The 17821-nt window shown below is 71.6% G+C and carries 14 protein-coding genes; 7 read left to right on the top strand and 7 right to left on the bottom strand.

Translation table 11 applies throughout. The annotated features are described in order from the left end of the window. Window positions 1-24: 24 nt before the first annotated feature. From C9992_RS12825 to mtrA, 3 genes are all read right to left on the bottom strand, one after another. Window positions 25-1716 carry an LpqB family beta-propeller domain-containing protein gene (locus C9992_RS12825; protein WP_106816018.1) on the bottom strand — a complete coding sequence of 564 codons (1692 nt, stop codon included), beginning with the start codon at window positions 1714-1716 and terminating at the stop codon, window positions 25-27. After that, window positions 1713-3389, bottom strand: coding sequence for an MtrAB system histidine kinase MtrB (gene mtrB, locus C9992_RS12820; protein ID WP_106816226.1), 1677 nt, complete (start codon window positions 3387-3389; stop codon window positions 1713-1715). The genes C9992_RS12825 and mtrB overlap by 4 nt, the downstream gene beginning before the upstream one ends. A 64-nt stretch (window positions 3390-3453) precedes the next feature. Next, complete coding sequence (gene mtrA / locus C9992_RS12815; protein WP_106816017.1) at window positions 3454-4134, bottom strand: MtrAB system response regulator MtrA; 681 nt, start codon at window positions 4132-4134, stop codon at window positions 3454-3456. Window positions 4135-4393: 259 nt separating this feature from the next. On the opposite strand from mtrA, the gene C9992_RS18500 reads away from it, so the two are divergent. From C9992_RS18500 to aqpZ, 6 genes are all read left to right on the top strand, one after another. Next, window positions 4394-5797, top strand: coding sequence for a glycerophosphoryl diester phosphodiesterase membrane domain-containing protein (locus C9992_RS18500; RefSeq protein WP_106816016.1), 1404 nt, complete (start codon window positions 4394-4396; stop codon window positions 5795-5797). Continuing rightward, complete coding sequence (locus C9992_RS12805; RefSeq protein WP_146145332.1) at window positions 5794-6474, top strand: DUF4129 domain-containing protein; 681 nt, start codon at window positions 5794-5796, stop codon at window positions 6472-6474. Before C9992_RS18500 ends, C9992_RS12805 begins: the two co-directional genes overlap by 4 nt. After that, window positions 6471-7715 (top strand): DUF4350 domain-containing protein, encoded by a 1245-nt coding sequence (locus C9992_RS12800; RefSeq protein WP_235008221.1) that lies wholly within the window; start codon window positions 6471-6473, stop codon window positions 7713-7715. The genes C9992_RS12805 and C9992_RS12800 overlap by 4 nt, the downstream gene beginning before the upstream one ends. After that, entirely contained in the window at window positions 7712-8719 is a 1008-nt protein-coding gene (locus C9992_RS12795) for an AAA family ATPase (protein ID WP_106816013.1), read from the top strand. Before C9992_RS12800 ends, C9992_RS12795 begins: the two co-directional genes overlap by 4 nt. 99 nt (window positions 8720-8818) lie before the next feature. Next, window positions 8819-10120, top strand: a complete 1302-nt coding sequence (locus tag C9992_RS12790) for a DUF58 domain-containing protein (RefSeq protein ID WP_106816012.1) — start codon at window positions 8819-8821, stop codon at window positions 10118-10120. Between the two features lie 153 nt (window positions 10121-10273). Further along, the gene (gene aqpZ / locus C9992_RS12785) at window positions 10274-11062 is read left to right on the top strand and encodes an aquaporin Z (protein WP_106816011.1); all 789 of its coding nucleotides are present in this window, start codon (window positions 10274-10276) and stop codon (window positions 11060-11062) included. A gap of 72 nt (window positions 11063-11134) precedes the next feature. Here the strand turns inward: aqpZ and katG are convergent, their stop codons facing one another. The 3 genes from katG to C9992_RS12770 all read right to left on the bottom strand — a co-directional run bounded on the left by katG (window position 11135) and on the right by C9992_RS12770 (window position 15154). Beyond that, window positions 11135-13444, bottom strand: a complete 2310-nt coding sequence (gene katG, locus C9992_RS12780; protein ID WP_106816010.1) for a catalase/peroxidase HPI — start codon at window positions 13442-13444, stop codon at window positions 11135-11137. A gap of 46 nt (window positions 13445-13490) precedes the next feature. Further along, window positions 13491-13979 (bottom strand): Fur family transcriptional regulator, encoded by a 489-nt coding sequence (locus tag C9992_RS12775; protein ID WP_106816009.1) that lies wholly within the window; start codon window positions 13977-13979, stop codon window positions 13491-13493. Window positions 13980-14158: 179 nt separating this feature from the next. Next, window positions 14159-15154 carry a stage II sporulation protein M gene (locus C9992_RS12770; RefSeq protein WP_106816008.1) on the bottom strand — a complete coding sequence of 332 codons (996 nt, stop codon included), beginning with the start codon at window positions 15152-15154 and terminating at the stop codon, window positions 14159-14161. Between the two features lie 16 nt (window positions 15155-15170). Between C9992_RS12770 and C9992_RS12765 the strand changes: the two genes are divergently transcribed. Then, window positions 15171-16043 (top strand): RDD family protein, encoded by an 873-nt coding sequence (locus C9992_RS12765; RefSeq protein WP_106816007.1) that lies wholly within the window; start codon window positions 15171-15173, stop codon window positions 16041-16043. A gap of 269 nt (window positions 16044-16312) precedes the next feature. Here the strand turns inward: C9992_RS12765 and ahcY are convergent, their stop codons facing one another. Continuing rightward, window positions 16313-17809, bottom strand: a complete 1497-nt coding sequence (ahcY, locus tag C9992_RS12760) for an adenosylhomocysteinase (protein WP_106816006.1) — start codon at window positions 17807-17809, stop codon at window positions 16313-16315. Window positions 17810-17821: the final 12 nt, after the last annotated feature.

Here is a 17821-nt window from a genome sequence, read left to right as displayed (position 1 = left end):
CGCCCGCTGGGGAGGAGGCGACGGCTACTGCGGCTCGCCCTGCTCGGTGGCCAGCACCTGGATGCCGGCGGCCGTGGCCTGCCACGACGTGCCGCGCTTGACGTACAGCGTCCCGTCTTCCGCGCGCAGGCGCAGGCTCGAGATCCCGTTGCCGCCCGCGATGGAGGCCATGTCGGCGGGCGCCGACGAGGTCGCGGTCGGACCACCGACGAGCTGCTCGACGACGATGGACTGCCCGTCTCCTCGCCCGAGCACTCCCACACTCAGCTCGTCGATCCATGTGATGCCGACGCCGGATCCCCCGACCACGGCGAGCTGCAGCGGCGTGCCCAACCCGACGGGCACGCCGTCCGGGTCGCGCACGACCCCGGCGACGGAGACGAGGGTCCGGCCGCCCGTGGCGGTGATGGCCGCCAGACGTGCGCCGTCGCGCGACAGTGCCATCGCCACGATCGACGTCGCGTCGCTCCAGGCGTCGGGGACGTCGACGACGTCTCCCGACGGCAGGAAGGCCCGCAGCGCGGTCGGATCCTCACGCGGCACGCTCCAGACGATGCCGAAGCGGTCGATCGTCGGATCGACCAGGCCGCTGCGGGTGTCGAGCACGGCGGGGTCCGCCCCGCCGGAGTCGAGCCGCACGACCTGTCCGGCCGCCGTGCGCGCTGCGGCGAGATCGCGCTCAGGTCCCACCTGGACGCTCACGGGCGCCGCGTTCTGGACCGCCGCCGACAGGCCCGGGATCTGGTCGATCTCGTCGCCGGTGAGGAAGCCGAATCCGTCCTCCGTGAGCACGAGCGGCGCCGCGGGAACCCGCGTGGAGCGCACCGCGACCGGTTGCGCGTCGATGGGGGTCGAGTCCACGCTCATCACGACGTCGCTCACCCCGGCCGCCCGCAGACTCTCCTCGAGCTGGGTCAGCATCCGGTCCTGCAGGGTACGGCTGGCCGCCAGCACCGTCTCGGACAGCACCACCTCGGCCACGCCGTCGTCATCGACGATCACCGACGGCACCGCGGCCACGTCGTCGGGGAAGGCGGTGACCACCGAGTCGGCGAGCCACTCGCTCTTCGGCTTGTTGACGAGGGTCCCCGCGATGCTCCCCGCGGCCTTCGTGACGGGGAACCAGCGCACATCGGGGACGAGGTACTCCCACGACGGATCGAAGTACATCAGCGGGTAGCGGCGGAAGACGCTCGGGAACTGCTCCTCGTCGAGCCAGATGCCGTCGGGGGCCTCGGTGATGCGCCACTCCCCGTCGGACTGCTTCGCGAGGCGGAACGCGGTGCTCCCGGGCGCCAGCTCGGCGCGCTGGTACGAGCCCTTGTCGTCGACCGTGCCCACCACGTCGTAGGCGAAGTCCACGGTGCCGTCGCCGGTGTCGACGTAGTCCCGCTCGGCGCGCTCATCGACGGTGACGCTGGACTCGGGCTTCCATGTCTTGGCCAGCGACGGCGCCAGGAACTCCCGCGCGACGGCCCAGTTGCCGGCCACGCCCGGACCGGAGCCGGCGTCGATGAATCCCTCCACGATCTGCTGCGGCGTCGCGCCGGGCTGCGGCCGGTTCGGGATGAACGCGACGTTCTGCGATCCGTTTCCGGTCCCGCCGGACTCCAGCCCGTACTCGGGCGGTCCACTCGTGGGAAAGCCGGTGCATCCGGTGACGATCATCGCGCTCAGTGCGAGCAGGAGGGCGAGGATGCCGCGAGCGCGGGTCATGCGGAACCTCCTGGAGTCGCAGCCGGTCCGCGTCGCCCGGTCGCCCCGCCGACGTCCGGCGCGTCGACGGGAGGCAGATCGATGGGCGCCGTCATGCCGAGGTCTTCCCGCCCGTCCACCGTGTCGTCCCCGGGATCCACGGGAATGGGTGACGCCCCCGTGAGGTGGGCACCACGGCGCGGCAGGGTGAGGACGAAGTTCGTCCCGCGCCCAGGCTCCGACCACACCGCCAGTTCCCCGCCGTGCAGCTTCGCATCGCCCAACGCGATGGACAGCCCCAGGCCCGTGCCGCCGATCGTGCGCTTGCGCGAAGGATCGGCCCGCCAGAAGCGGTCGAACACATGGTCGACGTCTTGCTTGCGCATGCCCATCCCGTAGTCGCGCACACCGATCGCGACTGCCTGCTGATCGCTGTCGACCGTGACGACGATGGGTCTGCCCTCACCGTGCTCGATCGCGTTGCCCAGCAGATTGCGCACGATCCGCCGCACGCGCCGCGGGTCCATGTCGACGGGTGAGTACCCGCCGGGTGCCACCAGCCGCACATCGGTGCCGTGCTGCTCGGCCAGCTGCTGCATGGAGCCGATGACGTCCTCGGCCAATTGCGCCAGACTCGTCGGCTCGAGCTCCAGCTGCACCGAGCCCGCGTCGTAGCGGCTGATCTCGAGCAGGTCGCTCAGCAGCGTCTCGAACCGCTGCACCTGTGCGTTGAGCAGTTCGGCGGCTCGCGCCGTCGCCGGATCGAACTCGTCACGCTGATCGTTGATCATGTCGGCGGCCAGTCGGATGGTCGTCAGCGGCGTGCGCAGCTCGTGCGAGACATCCGACACGAACCGCTGCTGCACGAGTGACAGGTCGGCGAGCTCCTTGATCTGCGATTCGATGCTGTCGGCCATCGCGTTGAACGACCGCCCCAGCGTGGCGAGCTCATCCTCTCCGTGCACCTGCAGGCGCACGTCGAGGCGACCGGCGGCGAGCTTGGCGCTGGTGTCGGCTGCCTCGCTGATCGGCACGGTGACCGAGCGCAGCACGAACCACGCGATGACGCTGATGAGCAGCACGAGCGCGATGCCGACGAGCCAGAGGGTGCGCTGGACGAACGTGAGCGTCTGCGGCGCGTTGGCCAGGTCGTACGCGAGGTACAGCTCGTAGGAGGCGACACCCCGGATGTCGAGCTGCTGGCCGACCATGATTCCCGGAACGCTGCCGCTCCCCTCGGGGAGGGCGACCGGCTGCCAGATCTGCTGGTCGGGATTCGCCTCCACGAGCGCGCGCATGGCCGGCGTGAGCAGTTCGTCCACCACCCCTTCGGCGGTGCTGAAGTCCTGCGGGGCGTTGGGGACCGGCGGCCCGATGCGGTAGGCGGCGACCATCGTCGCCGAGGACTGATCGCGCAGCGCCGAGTTGGCCAGCGTCATGACGTTCTGCAGCTGCACCGCGTCGCTCTGGACCGCGGCATCCAGTGTGCGCTGCGCGGCCGCCCGTGCCTGCTCGGCGTCGATGAGCACCTGGTCCTTGCGCGAGGCGAAGAGGTCGTTCTGGATGGCCAGGGCCATCCAGACGCACGCCACCACGACGGCCAGTGCCGTCAGCCCGATCGTGACGAGGATCGTCCGGAAGCGCAGCGACCGCCGCCACAGCGTCGCGACGCTTCCCGGCCAGGAGCGCCACATGCGCCACCAGGGGACCGCCGGGCGCGCGGTGATGACGCCCGAGATCGGCGCTGTCACGACGACCTCAGACGACGGCGCCGGCGCGGTATCCGACGCCGCGCACCGTCGTCACGATCTTGGGATTGTCGGGATCCTTCTCGACCTTTGCGCGCAGGCGTTGCACGTGCACGTTGACCAGGCGGGTGTCGGCCTTGTAGTGGTAGCCCCAGACCTGTTCCAGCAGCATCTCCCGGGAGAACACCTGCTGCGGCTTGGAGGCCAGCGCCACGAGCAGCTCGAACTCGAGCGGGGTCAGGGCGATCGGGCCGTCGCCGCGGCGCACCTCGTGCGCGGCGACGTCGACGGTGAGGTCGCCGATGCGCAGCGTGTCGCCGGCCGGCTGCGCCGTGGGCCGCAGCCGCGTGCGGATGCGGGCGACCAGCTCCTTGGGGTTGAAGGGCTTGACGATGTAGTCGTCGGCGCCGGATTCCAGACCCTTCACCACGTCGGCGGTGTCGGTGCGGGCGGTGAGCATGATGATCGGGATGCCGGATTCCGCGCGGATGCGGGTGCAGATCTCGATGCCGTCCATGCCGGGAAGCATGAGGTCGAGGAGGATGAGGTCGGGCCGCTCGGTGCGCCAGGCGTCCACAGCCTGGGCGCCGTCGGCGCAGAACACGGTCTCGAACCCCTCCGTGCGCAGCACGATGCCGATCATCTCGGCGAGGGCGGTGTCATCGTCGACCACCAGGATGCGTGAAGTCATCGCGCGGGTTCGTTCCTTCTCTTCAGGCACGGGACCGGCACGCGCCGTCCCCATGCGCTTCCCACAGAGTAGTCGACACCGCCTGTGGAGCGGCCGAACCTCGCCCCAACCGTCGCCGGGAGCCGGGCGACCGCTGTCCCCAGGATCCGGCGGACGGCGGCGGAGGCATCCGGTCGATGTGGAACGATAGGGGCAACGCCGACCAGACGGCGCCTTCCCGCGCCACGCGCGGGGTCGCGCGCCGACGGAGAGGGGAACTGTGACCGCGTACCCGGCCTGGACGCCGGCGTCCCGCCCCGGCATCATCCCGCTGCACCCGCTCACGTTCGGCACCATCCTCGGTCGTTCGTTCGCCGCGCTGCGGCAGAACCCCCGTGTGCTGCTGGGGTTCGCGCTGGTCGTGCAGACGCTCGCGTACGTCGCGCTGCTGGCCGGCGTGCTGGCGGTGATGTGGGCGAGCTTCTCCCGCCTCGACACGCTGACCTATGGCACCGAGGAGTACGACACAGTCATGGCCGGGTCGATCGGCCTCACGGCCGTCGCGGGCATCGTCCTGTCACTGGCGGCCGGAGCGCTCAGCGTCATCGTGCAGGGCATCGTCGTGGTCGAGGTCACGCACGCCGCCGTCGCCGAGAAGCTCACCCTGGGCGCGCTGTGGCGACAGGTCAAGCCGATCGCCTGGCGGCTCATCGGCTACTCCCTCCTGCTCATCCTCGCCGTCGTCGCCCTGCTCGCCGTCGTGGTCGTCGCGGTGGTCGGCATCGCGATGGTCGCCCCGCCGGCCGCCATCGCGCTCACCATCGTCGTGATCCTCGCGGCCATCCCGCTCACCTGGTGGCTCATGATCAAGCTGCTGCTCGTGCCGGCGGCGATCATCATCGAGCACGCGACGATCCTGCAGGCGCTCTCGCGCTCGTGGACCCTCACGCGGCGGCGATTCTGGCCCGCGCTCGGGATCATCCTCCTGATCAGCGTCATCTTCGCCGTGGTCGCTCAGGTCGTCAGCATCCCGATGACCTTCCTCTCGCTGGGACTGACGACCGTGATCGCCCCGACCGGCGCGCCGGAGCCGACGGCGATCATCGGCTTCCTGGCGACGGCGGTGCTCACCCAGGTGCTCACGCTGTTGCTCCAGTCCGTCGCGGTGGTGGTGCAGTCCACAGCGACGGCGCTCATCTACATCGACTGCCGCATGCGCCATGAGGGGCTGGACCTCGACCTGCTCGCGTATGTGGAACGACGGGATGCCGGAGCACGGGGCCTTCCCGACCCGTACCGGCAGCACGTCGGCCGCGCCATCGCGCCGCGCTGGATCTCGCCGCAGGGACAGCCGTTCCCGCCGCCGGGACAGCCGTCCCCGCCCTCGTTGGCCGGCGGCCCGCAGCCCGCCCCCCCGGTCTACGCGGCGCCGTCCGCCCCCGCCCCGTCTGCGGGCGTCGGCTCCGCCGCGGCACCCGCGCCGGCGTACCCGCCGTACGCGGTCCCCCCGGCGGGACCGGCCGCGCACGCGGCGGCGCCGCAGCCGACGGCATCCCCCACGTCCCCGGCATCCCCCGACCCCCGGACCGCCGAACCGCCGCGGTCTCCCGACCCGTCGCCGACGACGTGGACGGCCCCCGGCGCCGCAGCCGACGGCACCGACCGAGAGTCGCCGTGGGCGTGATCCCGATCGTGTGGGCTCGACTCGCACGGGCCGCGGACGGCGTCCCGCCGCTCACGCCCGACGGCGACGAGGCGCGGCGGTGGGCGGAGCAGGAGCTCTCCGACCCGGCCTACGCCATCGCGGAACCCACACCGTTCGATCGCATCGCACGGGCGATCGGCGACTTCATTACGTCGCTGCTGAACCCCGATCTCTCGGGCGGATGGGGCTCGACTTTCGCGCTGGTCGCGGCCGTCGTCGTCGTCGCGATCATCGTCGCGGCGTTTCTGGTGTGGGGCATGCCGCGCGCGACCCGGCGCGCCCCGGCGCGGGCGGCGGCGCTGTTCGGCGAAGACGGACAGCGTTCGGCGGCGGAGCTGCGTTCGGCCGCCGCCGAACGCGCGCGGGCGGCGGAATGGGAAGCGGCCATCGTGCTGCGCTTCCGTGCTCTCGCCCGCGGGTGCCTGGAGCGGGGACTGGTCGATCTGCCACCGGGGGCGACCGTGCACGCCTTCGCCCGCGCCGCCGCCCGCGTGTTCCCTGCGCTGGCCGGCCGGCTGGAAGACGCGGCATCCGCCTTCGACGATGTGCGCTATCTGCGCAGACCGGGAACGCCCGAGCTGTACGACGCGGTCGCGGCCGTGGACGACGAACTCGCGGCGGCACGGCCGCCCGTCCTCGAGGGGGCGACGGCGTGAGCACCGCGGTGAGCGCGGCCCGCCCGCCCGTCCCTGCGGCGGCCGGCACCGCCGGCGATGTTTCCCCGTCGGGGTCGCCCGAGCCCGGGCTTCCGGCTTCCCGGCGGCGGCGCGTGGTCGCCTGGGTGGCCATCGGCCTCGCGCTGCTGGTCGTGGGCGGCATCGGCGCCGCGGTCTCGACCGCCAGCCAATGGGCCTCCCGCGGTGTGCTCGATCCCGAGTCCGCCGGCCCCGACGGAGCTCGCGCGATCGCCGACGTCCTGCGCGACCACGGGGTGGACGTGCGCGTCGTGCGCGACCGCGCGGCCGCGGCCGATGCGCTGACCGTCGGACCGGCCACGCTGGTGCTGCCCGATGCGCCGGCTCTCTCCGACGACGCCGTCCAAGGGCTCGCCGACGCGGCGACCGACGTCGTGCTGATCGAGCCGCGAGCCCGCACGCTCGATCTGCTGCTTCCCGGCTCCTCCCCCGCCGGCGCCAACCCCGGTGGCGCCGTCCGCCCGTCGTGCGACCTCGGTGACGCGGGGCGCGCGGGCCCGATCGCGCCGGGAAGCGTCTACCACCGTCCCGCTGAGGGTGAGGCGTGCTACCCCGCGGGAGACGGCTTCGGACTGGTCGTCACGCAGACCGACGCCGGGCGGATCGCCGCCATCGACGGGCGCACCGTCTTCGCCAACGACGTCCTGGCCGACGACGGCAACGCCGCGCTCGGGGTCAACCTCATGGGCCGGCATCCGGTCGTCGTCTGGTACGTGCCGGGCCTTGGCGACACCGACCTCGCCGACGCCGATCCCACCCTGGGCGAGCTCACGCCGCCGTGGCTCAGCCCGGTGATCGTGCTGCTGCTGTTCTCGGCCCTCGCGGCGGGCGTGTGGCGCGGGCGCCGGTTCGGTCCGCTCGTGACGGAGCGTCTTCCGGTCACCGTGCGCGCCTCGGAGACGACGGAAGGACGCGCGCGGCTGTACGCGCGTGCGCGCGATCCGCTGCACGCCGCCGACCGTCTTCGCATCGGGGCGCTGCGCCGCATCGCGGGGCGGCTCGGGCTCGGACCGCGCGCCGCGGCCACCGAGATCGCCGACGCCGCGGCGGCGGTCGCCGGGGCTGACCGTCGCATCGTGCGCGGCATCCTGATCGACGACATCCCGCGAAGCGACGCCGACCTCGTCGCCCTGAGCATCCGGTTGCGAGACCTCGAGGACGCCGTGCACGCGGCCGTCCGCCCCGAAAGGAGCCCACGATGACCGACTCCCCCACCACGACGGCCACGCCGGATCCCGGCCGGCCGCAGTCCGACGACGCGGCCTTGCGGGAGGCGATGAACCGCGTGCGCGTCGAGGTCGGCAAAGCGGTCGTCGGTCAGGACGGCACCGTCACGGGGCTTCTCATCGCGCTGCTCGCCCGCGGCCACGTGCTGCTGGAAGGCGTGCCCGGCGTGGCGAAGACCCTCCTGGTGCGGGCGTTCTCCACGGCGCTGGGCTTGGACAACAAACGCATCCAGTTCACGCCCGATCTGATGCCGGGCGACGTGTCGGGTTCCCTCGTCTACGACGCCAAGGCCGGCGAGTTCGAGTTCCGCGAAGGTCCCGTGTTCACCAACGTCGTGCTCGCCGACGAGATCAACCGCACACCGCCCAAGACACAGGCCGCGCTCCTGGAGGCGATGGAGGAACGCCAGGTCTCGACCGACGGCGTCACCCGGGCCCTTCCCGACCCGTTCCTCGTCGCGGCGACACAGAACCCCATCGAGCACGAGGGCACGTACACCCTGCCCGAGGCGCAGCTGGACCGGTTCCTCCTCAAGCTCATCGTCGACGTGCCGGCACGGGATGCCGAACTGGCCGTGCTGCGCCGTCATGCGAGCGGCTTCGATCCGCGCGACCTCGCCGCGGCCGGACTGCGTCGCGCCGCCACGGCCGACGAGATCCGCGCCGCGCAGCACGCCGCGGCATCCGTCACCGTCTCGGACGATGTCCTGGGCTACGTGGTCGCCCGCGCGCAGGCCACCCGCCGCAGCCCGTCGGTGCAGCTCGGGGTCAGCCCTCGAGCGGCCACCGCGCTGCTGGCGGCATCGAAGGCATGGGCCTGGCTCGGCGGCTATCCGGCCATCACGCCCGATCATGTGCAGACGATGCTGGTGCCCACGTGGCGCCACCGCATCCGGCTGCGCCCCGACGCCGAGCTGGAGGGCGTCTCGGTCGACGCCGTGCTGGGCTCGGTGCTGCAGCAGACGCGCGTTCCGATGTGACCTGGACGCGGGACGGGTCAAGGCGAGCGCCAGCGCGTTGACGCGGCCCGGGCCAAGATCGGTTAGCGAGGAACGAGCGCATCGAGATCCAGGGAGAACATGTACGTCACCGGTCGTCTTCCGCTCCTCGTCGCCGTCGGCGCGGCGCCCGTCGTGCTGCTGTCGGCAGCGGGCGTGGACGCGTGGCTCGCGGCGGCGGGATGGGTCCTGCTGTGCGTCCTGGCGGCACTGGGCGATGCCGCGGCGGCTCCCGATCCGCGCCGGGTGAGTGTGACGCGGGCCACGTCCCCCCGTGTGCTCCTGGGCCAGCCGGCGCGCACAGACCTGACCCTGCGCAACACCGGGGACCGCACGATCCGGGGGCGGATCCGCGACGCCTGGCAGCCGACGGCCGGCGCGCCGGCTGACCGGCCCGCGATCGAGATCCCACCGGGTGAGGCCCGCACCGTCACCGTTGCGCTCCTCCCCCGCCGGCGCGGGGAACTGCGCTCCCGCTTCGTGGTGATCCGCGCGCTCGGCCCGCTGCGCCTCGCGGGTCGCCAGGCGCGCCTGGATGCGCCCGGTGCCGTCCGCGTCCTGCCTCCCTTCACGGCGCGCCGCCATCTGCCCTCGCGGCTGGCGCGACTGCGCGAACTCGACGGGAACACCAGCATCCAGGTGCGCGGTCAGGGCACCGAGTTCGACAGCCTGCGCGAGTATGTCCGGGGCGACGACGTGCGCTCGATCGACTGGCGGGCCACTGCCCGGGCGAGCACCACGATGCTCCGCACGTGGCGACCCGAGCGCGACCGCCACGTCGTGATCGTGATCGACACCGGCCGCACGGCCGCGGCCCGCGTGGGCGACGGCGTGCGGATGGATGCCGCCATGGAGGCGGCGCTGCTGCTCGCCGCCCTGGCGACCCGTGCGGGCGACCACGTCCACCTGCTGATGTTCGACCGCGTGATCCGCGCCCGCGTGACACGTGTCGAGGGGCCCGCCCTGCTGCCCGCGCTGGTGGATGCCATGGCGCCGGTGGAGCCGCAGCTGATCGACACGGATTGGGATGCCGCCTTCGCGCAGGTGCGTGCCCTCACCTCGCGCCCCTCGCTGGTGGTGCTGCTGACCGCACAGGACGCCGCCGAGGCCGCGCGCGGATTCCTCGGGTCCCTTCCCGCACTCACCCGGAGCGCCCACGTCCTGGTGGGAGCCGTCACCGACGAGCTCGACCCGCTCCCGGTGCGCCCGGACGCGGCCGACGTCTACCGCGCCGCCGCGATCGAACGCAGCGCGCAGGATGCCGCGGTCGTCGCAGCCGCGATCGGACGCGCCGGGGGCGAGGCCATGGCCGCCACCCCGGAAGAGCTGCCTCCGCGCATCGCCGACCGCTATCTGGCGCTCAAGGCCGCCGGGCGTCTCTGAGACCGGCGGGAGCTGTCGGATCCGAGCGGACATGAATGCCTGAACAGGAGGTGAAACTTCGGACATCCGGCGTCACAAGTCGACACTCCGCCGCTGATTCCTGGGAAAACGCTGGACGTAGCGCTAGCCTCGCGTCGAGGAAAGGAGTCCGCCATGTCGGATACCACCACCAATCCGCCGTCCACGGCGACCAAGCTCGTCGCCGAGGCGATCGGCACGTTCGTGCTCGTGTTCGGCGGCGTCGGCACGGCGCTGTTCGCCGCCAACTTCCCGGCCGGATCCGAGGGGAACCCGCTCGGGGTCGGCTTCGTCGGCGTCGCGCTGGCCTTCGGTCTGACCGTCCTGGCCGGGGCCTACGCATTCGGTCCCATCTCGGGCGGCCACTTCAACCCCGCCATCACCCTCGGGCTCGCCGTCGCGGGCCGCTTCGAGTGGCGCAACACCATCGGCTACATCATCGCGCAGCTGATCGGCGGTGCACTCGGCACGACGCTCCTCGTGCTCATCGGCCTGTTCGGCCCGGCCGACTGGCTCGCCACCGCGCAGGACGGCGGCTTCGCGTCGAACGGCTACGGCGAGCTGTCGCCGGGCGGCTTCGGCCTGGGCGCCGCGATCATCGCGGAGATCCTGCTCACGGGGCTCTTCGTGCTGATCATCCTCGGGGTCACGCACACGGTCCGCGGCACGGCCGCCCTCGCTCCGCTGGCGATCGGCCTCACGCTGACCCTGATCCACCTCATCTCGATTCCCATCGACAACACCTCGGTCAACCCGGCCCGCTCGATCGCCGCGGCGATCTACGGCGGACCCGGCCCGCTCTCGCAGGTGTGGGTGTTCATCGTGTTCCCGATCGTCGGCGGCCTGCTCGCCGGCCTGCTGCACCGCGCCCTGTTCGAGCCGAAGGCGCTGCCCGCGGACCGCGCAGAGGCACGCGTGCGCTGACGCCGCCGAGCCACGTCGCACGAAAGCAGAAGCGGCCCGCCCCCTGCCGGGGCGGGCCGCTTCTCGCATGATTCAGACGAGGTCGAAGCGGTCGAGCTCGGTGACCTTGCCCCACGCCTTCACGAAGTCGCGCACGAACTTCTCCTGGGCGTCGTCCGAGGCGTAGACCTCGGCGAGCGCGCGCAGCTCGGAGTTCGACGCGAACAGCAGGTCGACGCGCGTGCCGATGCCCACCGGCTCACCCGAACCGTCCTTCGTGCCCGAGAACGCGTGGGAGCCCGGGTCGAGCGGCTTCCACGTGGTGCCGAGGTCGAGCAGGTTCACGAAGAAGTCGTTCGTGAGCACGCCCTTGCGGTCGGTGAAGACGCCGTAGTCGGAGTCATCCCAGTTCGTCCCCAGCACCCGCAGGCCGCCGACGAGCACCGTCATCTCGGGTGCGCTCAACGTCAGCAGGTTCGCACGGTCGATGAGGTGGTGCTCCTCCGGCATGAACGCGTTCGGGCCGTAGTAGTTGCGGAACCCGTCGGTGACCGGCTCGAGGAACGCGAACGACTGCACATCGGTCTGCTCCTGCGTGGCGTCGGTGCGTCCGGGGTGGAAGGGGACCTCCACGTCGACTCCGGCATCCTTGGCAGCCTTCTCGACGGCGGCGTTGCCGGCCAGCACGATGAGGTCGGCCAGCGACACCTTCTTGCCGTCGGTGCGGCCGTCGTTGAACGAGGCCTGGATCTGCTCGAGCGTGCTGAGCACGGTGGCGAGCTGGGCGGGCTTGTTGACCTCCCAGTCCTTCTGCGGCGCGAGGCGGATGCGGGCGCCGTTGACGCCGCCGCGCTTGTCGCTGCCGCGGAACGAGGATGCCGCCGCCCAGGTCGTCTCGACGAGCTGCGAGACCGTCAGGCCCGACTCGAGGATCTGAGCCTTGAGGGCCGCCGCGTCGGCGGCGTCGATCAGCTCGTGATCCACCGCGGGGACGCGGTCCTGCCACAGCAGCTCCTCCGACGGCACCTCGGGGCCGAGGTAGCGCTCGATGGGCCCCATGTCACGGTGGGTCAGCTTGAACCAGGCGCGGGCGAACGCGTCGGCGAAGGCATCCGGGTCGTCCTTGAAGCGACGCGAGATCTTGTCGTACTCGGGGTCCATGCGCAGGGCCAGGTCGCTCGTGAGCATGCGCGGCTCGCGACGGCCGTTCGAGTGCGCGAGCGGCACCATGTCGGCGCCGCCGCCGTTGATCGGGCGCCACTGGTGTCCGCCGCCCGGGCTGCGCATGAGCTCCCAGTCGTACGCGTACAGGATGTGGAAGAACTCGTTGTCCCAGCGGGTGGGGTGGTAGGTCCACGTGACCTCGAGACCCGACGTGATGGTGTCGTCGCCGTGGCCGGTGCCGTGGTTGTTCTTCCAGCCGAGGCCCTGCATCTCCAGGCCCGCGGCCTCGGGGTTGTCCTCGACGTTGGTGTCGGGTGCGGCGCCGTGGGTCTTGCCGAACGTGTGACCGCCGGCGATCAGGGCGACGGTCTCCTCGTCGTCCATGGCCATGCGGCCGAACGTCTCGCGGATGTCGCGGGCCGAAGCCAGCGGGTCGGGGTTGCCGTTGGGGCCTTCCGGGTTGACGTAGATGAGGCCCATCTGCACGGCGGCCAGCGGCTTCTGAAGCTCACGGTCGCCGGAGTAGCGCTCGTCGCCGAGCCACGTGGTCTCGGGGCCCCAGTACACGTCGGCGTCCGGCTCCCACACGTCGGCGCGGCCGCCGGCGAAGCCGAAGGTCTTGAAGCCCATGGACTCCAGCGCCACGTTGCCGGCGAGGATCATCAGGTCGGCCCACGAGATCGACTGACCGTACTTCTTCTTGACCGGCCACAGCAGGCGGCGGGCCTTGTCGAGGTTGACGTTGTCGGGCCAGCTGTTCAGCGGCGCGAAGCGCTGCTGGCCGGCGCCACCGCCGCCGCGGCCGTCGGTCACCCGGTACGTGCCCGCGCTGTGCCAGGCCATGCGGATCATCAGCGGACCGTAGTTGCCGAAGTCTGCCGGCCACCAGTCCTGCGACGTCGTGAGCACCTCGGCGATGTCGGCCTTCACAGCCGTGAGGTCGAGGGCCTCGAACGCCGCCTTGTAGTCGAAGTCCTCACCGAGCGGGTTGGCGACCGCAGGGTTCTTCGCCAGGATCTTCAGGTTCAGCTGGTTCGGCCACCAGACGCCGTTCGCGTTGCCGGTCGTCGGGTGCGGCTGACCGCCGTGGATGACAGGGCAGCCCTCGGCCTCGTTCGGGCGCGGACGGGTCTCGCCGTCCTCGCGCTCGTCGACCGGCGTGTCGATCGGGGTGACCGCCTGATCCGCGTCGGTGGGGTTCTCACCGATCTCGGGAATCGTCTCGTTCGTGTCGGTCATGGGCTTCCTTCCAATCGGTGTGGGCTAGGGGAATCGGACGGACAAGTCAGGATGCCGTGGCCGCGGCACGCGAGCCGGCATCGCCGGGCGCCGCGAGCGCCTCGGTCTCGGTCGCCGCGCACGCGGGGCACAGTCCCCAGAACGTGACCTCGGCGACCTGCACGGCGTAGCCGTGCGTCTCGGACGGGGTCAGGCACGGCGCCTCGCCCACCACGCAGTCCACGTCCTGCACCGCGCCGCATCGCGAGCAGATGAGGTGGTGGTGGTTGTCGTCGACACGCAGTTCGAACAGACCCGGGCGTCCCGCCGGCTCGAAGCGGCGCACCAGTCCGGCGTCGACGAAATCGCCGAGCGCGTTGTAGACCGACTGCAGACTCGTACCCGGGACGGTCTGCGCGACGATGCCGTAGAGCTCGTCGGCGCTCGCGTGCGGCCGCTCGATGAGCGCCTCGACGACCGCGCGCCGCGAGTCGGTGACCCGCAGTCCCGCCGCGCGCAGCCGCGCGACGGTGTCGACGGCGTGTGCGGAGGTCATGCCTCCACCCTACCGTTGTTTTGAGTAGCTCAAAACAACAGCAGATTCACTTGCGCTGAACGTACGCGATTTGCCCCCCTCTCGCGTACGTTCAGCGCAAGTGAACCGTTTCAGGCAGTAGCGCCCGGAGGACGGCGGCGAGGACGGCGGCGAGGACGGATGCTGACGCCGGCGCCGGATCAGCCGGTGACGAGCGTCGGCGTGCCGGCCTCGAACTCCGTGAGGTCGCCCGTCTCGCCGAGGCGCTGGGCGCGCCGGCCCACGACGAGCATGTAGACGAGGAAGGCGGCCAGCGCCGCGGCGCCGATGCCGATCTTGACCGGCCACGGCCACGGCTGCGCCGTGACGAAGCCCTCGATGAGCCCCGACAACCCGAGGGCGAAGACGAGCCCGATCGCGATGGTGGCCAGCGATCGCCCCGCCGCGGCGAGCGCCTCTCCGCGGGACCGGGGTCCCGGCGCCACCCACGCCCAGAAGATGTGCAGGCCCGCCGCCCCCGCCACGAAGAGCGATGTGAGCTCGAGCAGCCCGTGGGGGAGGATGTACAGCACGAACACGTCGGCGCGGTCGAACGCGGTGAGGATCGCCGCTGCCGTGCCGACGCCGACGGCGTTCTGGACGAGCACCATGACGGGCCAGATCCCGGTGATTCCGAAGAGCACGCATTGCGCCGCGATCCAGGCGTTGTTCGTCCAGACGGTTCCGGCGAAGACGGCGGCCGGGTTCTCGCTGTAGTACTCCGTGAACTGGTTCTCGGCGTAGTGCTCGAGCTGCGCCTGGCTTCCCAGGCTCGCCACGAGCGCGGGATCACCCGACACCCACAGCGCGGTCACCACCCACACCGCCACGAAACCGATCGCGATCGCCAGGGTGGTCCAGCGCACCCGGTACAGGGCCGCCGGCAGCTGCAGCACGAAGAATCTCGGGATCTGGCGCAGGGGATTCTCGGGGACGCCGGTCAGGCGCAGGCGGGCGCGCGCGAGCATGGTCGACACATGGTCGCTCTGCACGCTGCGTCCTGCGGAGGTCTTCGCGTCGGCAAGATCAGCGGATGCCGCGCGGTAGCGCGTGACGAGCTCGTCGACCTCCGCCCCGCTGAGGTGGCGTGTGCGGCTCAGCTCCTCCAGGCGCGCCCACTCCTCCCGCCGGGCGGCGGTGAGCGCATCGAGGTCCATGCGCTTTACTGTAGCCATGAGCGCTCCGCAGCCCGCCCCCGCTCCGAGCGTCCCGGGCGGTGCGATCGTCGACATCCAGCAGGATGAGGTGCTGACGGGCGAGGCCGTCGCACTCGACGTGCAGCCCCTCGGGTACTTCCTGCGGGCGCTCGGTGTCTTCATCGACATGCTGATCGGCGTCGTGGTGCTCCTCCTGTTCGCGTGGGGCGCGACCTGGCTGGTCGGCGCCGGCGCATTGGATGCGAACGTCCTGCCGATCCTCACGATCGTCGTGCTGGTGCTCGTCATGGTGGTCGTCCCGACGGTGGTGGAGACGTCGACGCGGGGCCGCAGTCTCGGGCGCCTGGTGGTCGGCGGGCGCATCGTCCGCACCGACGGCGGCGCTGCGGGGTTCCGGCACGCGTTCATCCGAGCGCTGGTGGGGGTCTTCGAGCTGTGGTTCACACTCGGGGCGGTCGCGGCGCTGGTGGGCGCGTTCACGCCGCGGTCCCAGCGCCTGGGCGACCTCATGGCCGGCACGTACTCCGAGCGCACACGAACCCCAAGGCTTCCCGACACGTCGTTCGGCGTGCCGCCGGTCCTCGCCGCGTGGGCGCAGATCGCCGACGTGGGCCGCCTTCCCGAACGGCTCTCACGCCGCCTGGCCCAGTTCGCGGCCTCGGCGGCGAGCCTGGATCCAGCCGCACGCGCCCGCGTCGCAGCATCCCTCGCCCACGAAGCCGCTCAGCACGTCGCACCCGTGCCGGCGGTCGATCCCGAGACGTTCCTCATCGGCGTCGTGGCCCTGCGGCGCGAGCGCGAGCTGCGCGCCCTCCGCCTCGAGACGGCGCGCGCCGAGGCGCTGGCCGCACCCGTTGCCGCGCCGCCTCGCGGCTTCCCGCAACGCTGACCCGCGCCGCCCCCCTGCGTGCCGCCGCCTGCGCCTGACCCTCTTCCCGCCTCGCACGCGCCCTCCACCCGCGAGACTCCATCCGAGCGCCGAAACTTCGGCCCCGAACCGCAGTCTCGGCAGCCCGTTGAAGTCTCGCGGCACCGTGCGGCGCTCGACGCCCCGGCCGTGCTGACGCCCCGAACGTGCCGGCGCTCCGACGCCCCGAACGTGCCGCGCTCCGGCGCCCCGGACGTGCGGCTCGCGCAACGCCCGGCGCGACGCCGGCGTCAGTAGCGGTAGTGGTCGAGCTTGTACGGGCCCTCGACGGGAACCCCGATGTAGGCGGCCTGCTCGTCCGACAGCGTGGTCAGCTTCACACCGAGCGCGTCGAGGTGCAGGCGCGCGACCTTCTCGTCGAGGTGCTTGGGCAGCGTGTACACGGCGGTCGGATACTCGTCCCGCTTAGTGAACAGCTCGATCTGCGCCAGCACCTGGTTCGTGAACGACGCGCTCATGACGAACGACGGATGCCCCGTCGCGTTGCCGAGGTTGAGCAGCCGGCCCTCGCTGAGCACGAGCACGCTCCGCCCGTTGGGAAGACGCCATTCGTGCACCTGAGGCTTGATCTCGACCTTCTCGACACCGGGGAGGGCCTCGAGCCCCGCCATGTCGATCTCGTTGTCGAAGTGCCCCACGTTGCCGACGATCGCCAGGTGCTTCAGGGCGAGCAGGTGATCGACCGTCACGACGTCCTTGTTGCCGGTTCCCGTGATCACGATGTCGACCTGGTCGGCGACATCGGCCAGCCGCGCGACCTGGTAGCCGTCCATCGCTGCCTGCAGCGCGCAGATCGGATCGACCTCGCTCACGATCACGCGAGCGCCCTGGCCGCGCAGAGCCTCGGCCGCGCCCTTGCCCACATCGCCGTAGCCGCACACGAACGCGATCTTGCCGCCCATCAGCACGTCGGTGGCGCGGTTGATGCCGTCCGGCAGCGAGTGGCGGATGCCGTACTTGTTGTCGAACTTCGACTTCGTCACCGAGTCGTTCACGTTGATCGCGGGGAAGAGCAGATCACCGGATGCCGCGAGCTCGTACAGCCGGTGCACTCCGGTGGTGGTCTCCTCGGTCACCCCGAGCAGGTCGGCGGCCATGCGCGTGAAGCGCTGCGGGTCGCGGGCGAGGCTGGCCCGGAGCGTATCGAGGACGATGCGGTACTCGGCGGAATCGTCGGCCGCGGCATCCGGCACCGCCCCGGCCTTCTCGAATTCGACGCCCTTGTGCACGAGGAGCGTGGCGTCGCCGCCGTCGTCGAGGATCATGTTGGGGCCGTCGAAGCCCTCGGCGGACCAGTCGAAGATCCGGTCCGCCAGGCGCCAGTACTCCTCGAGAGTCTCGCCCTTCCACGCGAACACCGGGACCCCGGCCGGAGCGTCGACGGTGCCCCTGGGCCCGACGACAACGGCGGCGGCCGCCTCGTCCTGCGTCGAGAAGATGTTGCAGCTGGCCCAGCGCACCTGCGCGCCGAGCGCGACGAGCGTCTCGATGAGCACCGCCGTTTGCACCGTCATGTGCAGCGACCCGGCGATGCGCGCGCCCTTCAGCGGCTGCGAGGCGCCGAACTCCTCGCGCAGCGCCATGAGCCCCGGCATCTCGTTCTCGGCCAGACGCAGCTGGTGCCGCCCGGCATCGGCGAGCGCGAGGTCTGCGACCTCGTACTCGAGCCGCGTCGACGGAGTCTCGGCGGAGGCAGCAGGCGTGGCGACGGGCGTGTGGGTCGGCATCCGCCCATTCTC

Origin of the sequence: Microbacterium timonense (assembly GCF_900292075.1) — a bacterium.
GTDB lineage: Bacteria > Actinomycetota > Actinomycetes > Actinomycetales > Microbacteriaceae > Microbacterium > Microbacterium timonense.
This window is presented reverse-complemented; position numbering and strand designations above follow the sequence as displayed.

What these genes read in the sequence shown, in the direction of transcription:
- katG (WP_106816010.1), bottom strand. Translation starts at nt 13,444, where the DNA reads ATGACCGACACGAACGAGACGATTCCCGAGATCGGTGAGAACCCCACC.
- C9992_RS12775 (WP_106816009.1), bottom strand. Translation starts at nt 13,979, where the DNA reads ATGACCTCCGCACACGCCGTCGACACCGTCGCGCGGCTGCGCGCGGCG.
- C9992_RS12790 (WP_106816012.1), top strand. Translation starts at nt 8,819, where the DNA reads ATGTACGTCACCGGTCGTCTTCCGCTCCTCGTCGCCGTCGGCGCGGCG.
- C9992_RS12795 (WP_106816013.1), top strand. Translation starts at nt 7,712, where the DNA reads ATGACCGACTCCCCCACCACGACGGCCACGCCGGATCCCGGCCGGCCG.
- mtrA (WP_106816017.1), bottom strand. Translation starts at nt 4,134, where the DNA reads ATGACTTCACGCATCCTGGTGGTCGACGATGACACCGCCCTCGCCGAG.
- aqpZ (WP_106816011.1), top strand. Translation starts at nt 10,274, where the DNA reads ATGTCGGATACCACCACCAATCCGCCGTCCACGGCGACCAAGCTCGTC.
- C9992_RS12825 (WP_106816018.1), bottom strand. Translation starts at nt 1,716, where the DNA reads ATGACCCGCGCTCGCGGCATCCTCGCCCTCCTGCTCGCACTGAGCGCG.
- ahcY (WP_106816006.1), bottom strand. Translation starts at nt 17,809, where the DNA reads ATGCCGACCCACACGCCCGTCGCCACGCCTGCTGCCTCCGCCGAGACT.
- C9992_RS12765 (WP_106816007.1), top strand. Translation starts at nt 15,171, where the DNA reads ATGAGCGCTCCGCAGCCCGCCCCCGCTCCGAGCGTCCCGGGCGGTGCG.
- C9992_RS12770 (WP_106816008.1), bottom strand. Translation starts at nt 15,154, where the DNA reads ATGGACCTCGATGCGCTCACCGCCGCCCGGCGGGAGGAGTGGGCGCGC.
- mtrB (WP_106816226.1), bottom strand. Translation starts at nt 3,389, where the DNA reads ATGTGGCGCTCCTGGCCGGGAAGCGTCGCGACGCTGTGGCGGCGGTCG.